The 4,669-nt window shown below is 63.7% G+C and carries 3 protein-coding genes; 1 reads left to right on the plus strand and 2 read right to left on the minus strand.

All coding sequences use genetic code 11. From position 1 onward, the window contains the following. Positions 1–414 precede the first annotated feature (414 nt). Both Q2941_RS50760 and Q2941_RS50765 read right to left on the minus strand, forming a co-directional pair. On the minus strand, positions 415–1,197 hold the full coding sequence (locus Q2941_RS50760) for an enoyl-CoA hydratase/isomerase family protein (protein WP_254111540.1): 783 nt from the start codon (positions 1,195–1,197) through the stop codon (positions 415–417). Positions 1,198–1,336: 139 nt separating this feature from the next. Then, the gene (locus Q2941_RS50765; RefSeq protein ID WP_458197409.1) at positions 1,337–3,427 is read right to left on the minus strand and encodes a molybdopterin-dependent oxidoreductase; all 2,091 of its coding nucleotides are present in this window, start codon (positions 3,425–3,427) and stop codon (positions 1,337–1,339) included. A gap of 225 nt (positions 3,428–3,652) precedes the next feature. Here Q2941_RS50765 and Q2941_RS50770 point away from each other — a divergent pair, with 225 nt between their 5' ends. Then, complete coding sequence (locus tag Q2941_RS50770; RefSeq protein WP_027528484.1) at positions 3,653–4,627, plus strand: tripartite tricarboxylate transporter substrate binding protein; 975 nt, start codon at positions 3,653–3,655, stop codon at positions 4,625–4,627. Positions 4,628–4,669 lie beyond the last annotated feature (42 nt).

Below are 4,669 nucleotides of genomic sequence, written 5' to 3' on the forward strand. Positions count from 1 at the left end.
TGAATCCCTACAGATACTTGATTCTCACACCTAAGCCGCCGCGACCAACTGACTCAGTAGTACTAACCCACCCTACACGTGACGGCCAAACAAAAACTCGAAAACAACCCCATGCAAAGTAGCCGATGGCGCCGGCGCATTCTGCTGATTTTCCGAAATCCATTGACACATCGGGCAAATAGGGGGCAAAACGTCACCATCGGAAAATCCGCAATACTTGGCATCGTCACCCTGAGGTGGCCGCTCCGTCAGCGGCCCTCGAAGGGCGACGGCCCGCTCCCAACGCGAGGACATCGCAATGCGCGGATGCATCCGGGCCGTTCATCCTTCGAGGCTCCCGGCGCAGTGCGGACGCACTGCGCCGCTCGCACCTCAGGGTGACGGAACTCACAGCGCGATCACGTCACTTCTCTCTCACCGTCCCGTCCACGACGGCTTGCGCTTTTCGCTGAACGCTTTCAGACCCTCCTTGGCGTCCTCAGTCATCGCGAGCAGCGCGATCTGGCTTTCGGTATAGGCGATGCTCTCGTCGAACGACATCGAGGCGATGGCGCGCATGGCGTATTTGCCGCGGCGGATCGCGGTCGGCGACTTGTCGACGATACGGCCGATCAGCCAGTCGACCTTGGCGTCGAGCTCGGCCGCAGGCACGACATAGTTCAGCAGGCCCGCCGCTTGCGCAGCCCTGGCATCGAACGGCTCGCCTGTCAGCGCCCATTCGTTGACGAGCCGCGGCGGCGCGATGTTCTGCAACAGGCTCAGCACCTGCATCGGGAACACGCCGACCTTGACCTCGGGCAGGCCGAAGATGACGTGATCGGCGGCGACTGCCATGTCCGTCATGCACAACAGGCCCATGCCGCCGGCCATGCAGACGCCACCGAGGCGCGCGATCGCAGGTTTCGTCGCATCCTGCGACAGCCGCAACAGATCGGCGTAGTCGACGTTGGGCCTGGAAAAGTCCATCGCGAAGGCGGCGCCGGAGTTCTGCAAATCGGCGCCGGCACAAAACGCCTTGTTGCCCGTCCCGGTCAGCACGATGACGCGGACATCCTTGTCGTCATGCGCATCGCGATAGCCCTTGGCGATGCCGGCGATGACGTCCCCATTGAGCGCATTGCGCTTCTCCGGACGGTTGATGCTGATCCAGAACGCCTGCCCGCGCTTCTCGGTGATGACACTGCTCGTATCGGTCATGGCACGCTCGCCTGTTTGCTCTTGCTTGCCCGACATTTGCGGCAGGTCGGACGGCGGGCGCAAGCGCAATCTACCGACATCGCGCTGCTTTAGCGCCTCGACGCAACTTTGCGCCGCGATGGTGGCAGTGACGCACGCCTTAGGCAGTGGCAGCCTTCTTCAGCCAGACCTTGTTGTCGTGGAACGGCGCGCCACCGATCGGCGCGATCGTGTCCGCACCGGTCAGCACGTTGATGCCACGACCACCCATGTGGTGCTTGTTCGGATGGACGGATTCCGCGATCAGCACGCCGCGCTGCACGCCGTCGAACAGCGTTGCAATGAGCGTCGTCTGGCCGCGGGTGTTGCCGAGCGTCACGGCATCGCCCTCGGCGATGTCGAGCGAGGCTGCATCCAGGGGATGGACCATCACGCTCGGCTTGCCCTCGCGGGCCTGCGAAGACGGCGTCTCGTTGAAGGTCGTGTTGAGAAAGCTGCGCGAGGGGCTCGTCGCCAGCCGGAACGGATGGTCCCGATCGGCCTCTTCGATCACCGCCCAATGATCCGGCAGCGACGGCATCTTGTCGAAATCGCCCATCATCAGGCCGAACGGTGGATGCGCCCAGTCGGCCTTGAAGTGGAATTTCTTGTCGGCATGCGCAAAACCGTCGAGGAAGTGCGAGGTGCGGAAATCCGGCTGGAGATCGCGCCAGATATCTGCTTCGAGCGCCTCGATATCGCCGTGGCCGCTCAGCTTCAGCGTCGCATCGATCAGTTCGCGCGACGACATCTCGAAACCCCGGTGCTCGGCGCCGAGGCGCGGCGCAAGCGCCTGCAACACCTCGTGGTTGGAGCGGCATTCGCCGGGCGGGTCGATGAGCTTGGAGCCGACCGAGATGTGCTGGTGGCCACCACCGTAATAGAGATCGTCGTGCTCCATGAACATGGTCGCCGGCAGCACGATGTCGGCCATCTGCGCCGTCTCGGTCATGAATTGCTCATGTACCGCCACGAACAGGTCCTCGCGCGCAAAGCCCTGGCGCACCAGCACCTGCTCCGGCGCGACCGTCACCGGGTTGGTGTTCTGGATCAGCATCGCCTTGACCGGACCCTTGCCCTGCAGGGCCTCGGCATCGCCGGTCAGGATGCGGCCGATCTGGGACTGGTCGAGCGCGCGCGTATCGCGATCGATCGCGTCGTGGCCTTCGATGATGGATTCGTCGAAATGCCACAGCGCGTAGTTGTTGAAGAAGGCACCGCCACCTTCATATTGCCAGGCGCCGGTCACCGCGGGAATGCAGGCCGCGGCATGCATCTGGGCCGCACCGTTGCGGCTTCGGCTGAAGCCATAGCCGAGGCGGAAGAACGTCCGCTTCGTCTCGCCGACCGCCTTCGCAAAGGCCTCGATCTCGGCAACCGGAACGCCGCAGATCGCGGACGCCCATTCCGGCGTGCGCGTCTTCAGATGCGCTTCGAGCTCACCGGGACAATCGGTATACTTGTCCATATAGGCGCGGTCGGCATAGCCATCGCGGAACAGGACATGCATGACGCCGCAGGCGAACGCGCCATCGGTGCCGGGACGCAGGATGATCTTGATGTCAGCCTGCTTCACGGTGTCGTTGTTGTAGATGTCGACCGCGGCGATCTTCGCACCGCGCTCCTTCCGGGCGCGGGAGGCGTGCGTCATCACGTTGACCTGCGTGTTGACCGGGTTGGTGCCCCAGATCACCACGAGGTCGGAGACACCCATCTCGCGCGGATCGACGCCGGCGATCTTGCCGGCGCCCACCGCAAAGCCGACGCGAGCGACGTTCGCGCAGATCGTCGAATAGAAGCGCGAATATTTCTTCACATGCGTGAGGCGGTTGAGGCCGTCGCGCATCACCAGCCCCATTGTGCCGGCGTAGTAATAGGGCCAGACCGCCTCGGCGCCGAATTCGCGCTCGACCGCGTTGAAGCGATGCCCGATCTCGTCCAGCGCCTCGTCCCAGGAGATCCGCGCAAACTGGCCCGAGCCTTTCGGCCCGGTGCGACGCATCGGATACATCAGCCGCTCGGGGTGATGAATGCGCTCCGCATAGCGCGCGACCTTGGCGCAGACGACGCCCGCCGTATAGGTCTGCTGTTTCGAGCCGCGGACGCGACCGATGCTCCGGCCTTCGATGACCTCGACGTCGAGCGCACAGGCCGACGGGCAGTCGTGCGGACAGGTGGAGTGACGGATCGCGATCTTGGCGTGCTGGTTCATGGCCAACTTCGTAACATCAAAGCACCGGCCAGCCGAGCGCATTTATCCGGGATTGCCCATGCAAATAGCGGGGCCGACCCGGCCTGTTCCGGATGCGGCCACCCCGGAAACCGCACAATATTCCTGGTCAAGATTCCTGGCTGGGTCGACTTTGTGAGGCGTCGACAGGCGGCTTGGCCTGTCGCTACAGTGCGCGCCAACAAGAACGACATCAGGGAGCCGCCCATGACAAGCCCAAGATTCGCGCTGGCATTGGCCGCCGGGCTGCTCACCCTATTCTCCGTGCCGCGCTGTTTCGGGCAGGATTATCCCGCGCATGCGGTCCGGATCATCGTGCCCTTCGGCGCCGGAGGGCCCGCGGATGTTGCAGCGCGGTTGATCGGCAATGCTCTCCAGGAAAGTTTTGGCCAGCCCTTCGTGATCGAGAACCGCACCGGCGCCGGCGGCGTCATCGGTACTCTGGAGGCCGCGAAGTCGCAGGCCGACGGCTATACGCTGTTGATGATGTCCAACACCCAGACCGCGAACGAATCGCTGCTGACGCCGGCGCAGCGCAAATACGATCTGATGCGCGACCTCGCGCCGATCGCGCCGGTGAACTATTCCGATCTCGTCATCGTCGTTCATCCCTCGGTCCCGGCGAAGTCGCTTCAGGATTTCATTGCGCTCGCCAAGTCGCAGCCGGGCAAGCTGAACTACGCGTCATCAGGACAAGGCACGCCCTATCACATGGCGGGCGAGCTGTTCAAAGCCATGGCCGGGATCGACGTCGTGCACGTCCCCTATCGCAACAGTGGCGAGGCGCGCAGCGGCGTGATCGGCGGGCAGGTGCAGATGATGATCGACGCTGTCCCGGCGATGGCTCCGAACGTGACGGAGAACCAGGTGCGCGCGCTCGCGACCACCGGCAAGCAGCGCTCCGCGGTGCTGGCGAACGTTCCGACCGCAGGCGAAGCCGGCGTCCCCGGCTATGAGGCAACCATCTGGCTCGGCCTGATGGCGCCGGCGGGCACGCCGAAACCGGTCATCGACAAGCTCAACGCCGCCGTGACGGCACTGGTGAAACGGCCCGACATCGTCAAGCTATGGAAGGAACAGGGTGCCGTGCCGATGGCGATGACGCCAGACGAGTTCGAAAAATTCCTGCGCGGCGATATCGTCAAATGGGCCGATGTCGTCAAGAAATTCGACAGGTCCTGAGGTCGTCGTCCGTCAATGCCAACCATCCGATTTCGCCTGAAC

Source organism: Bradyrhizobium sp. UFLA05-153 (assembly GCF_054185185.1).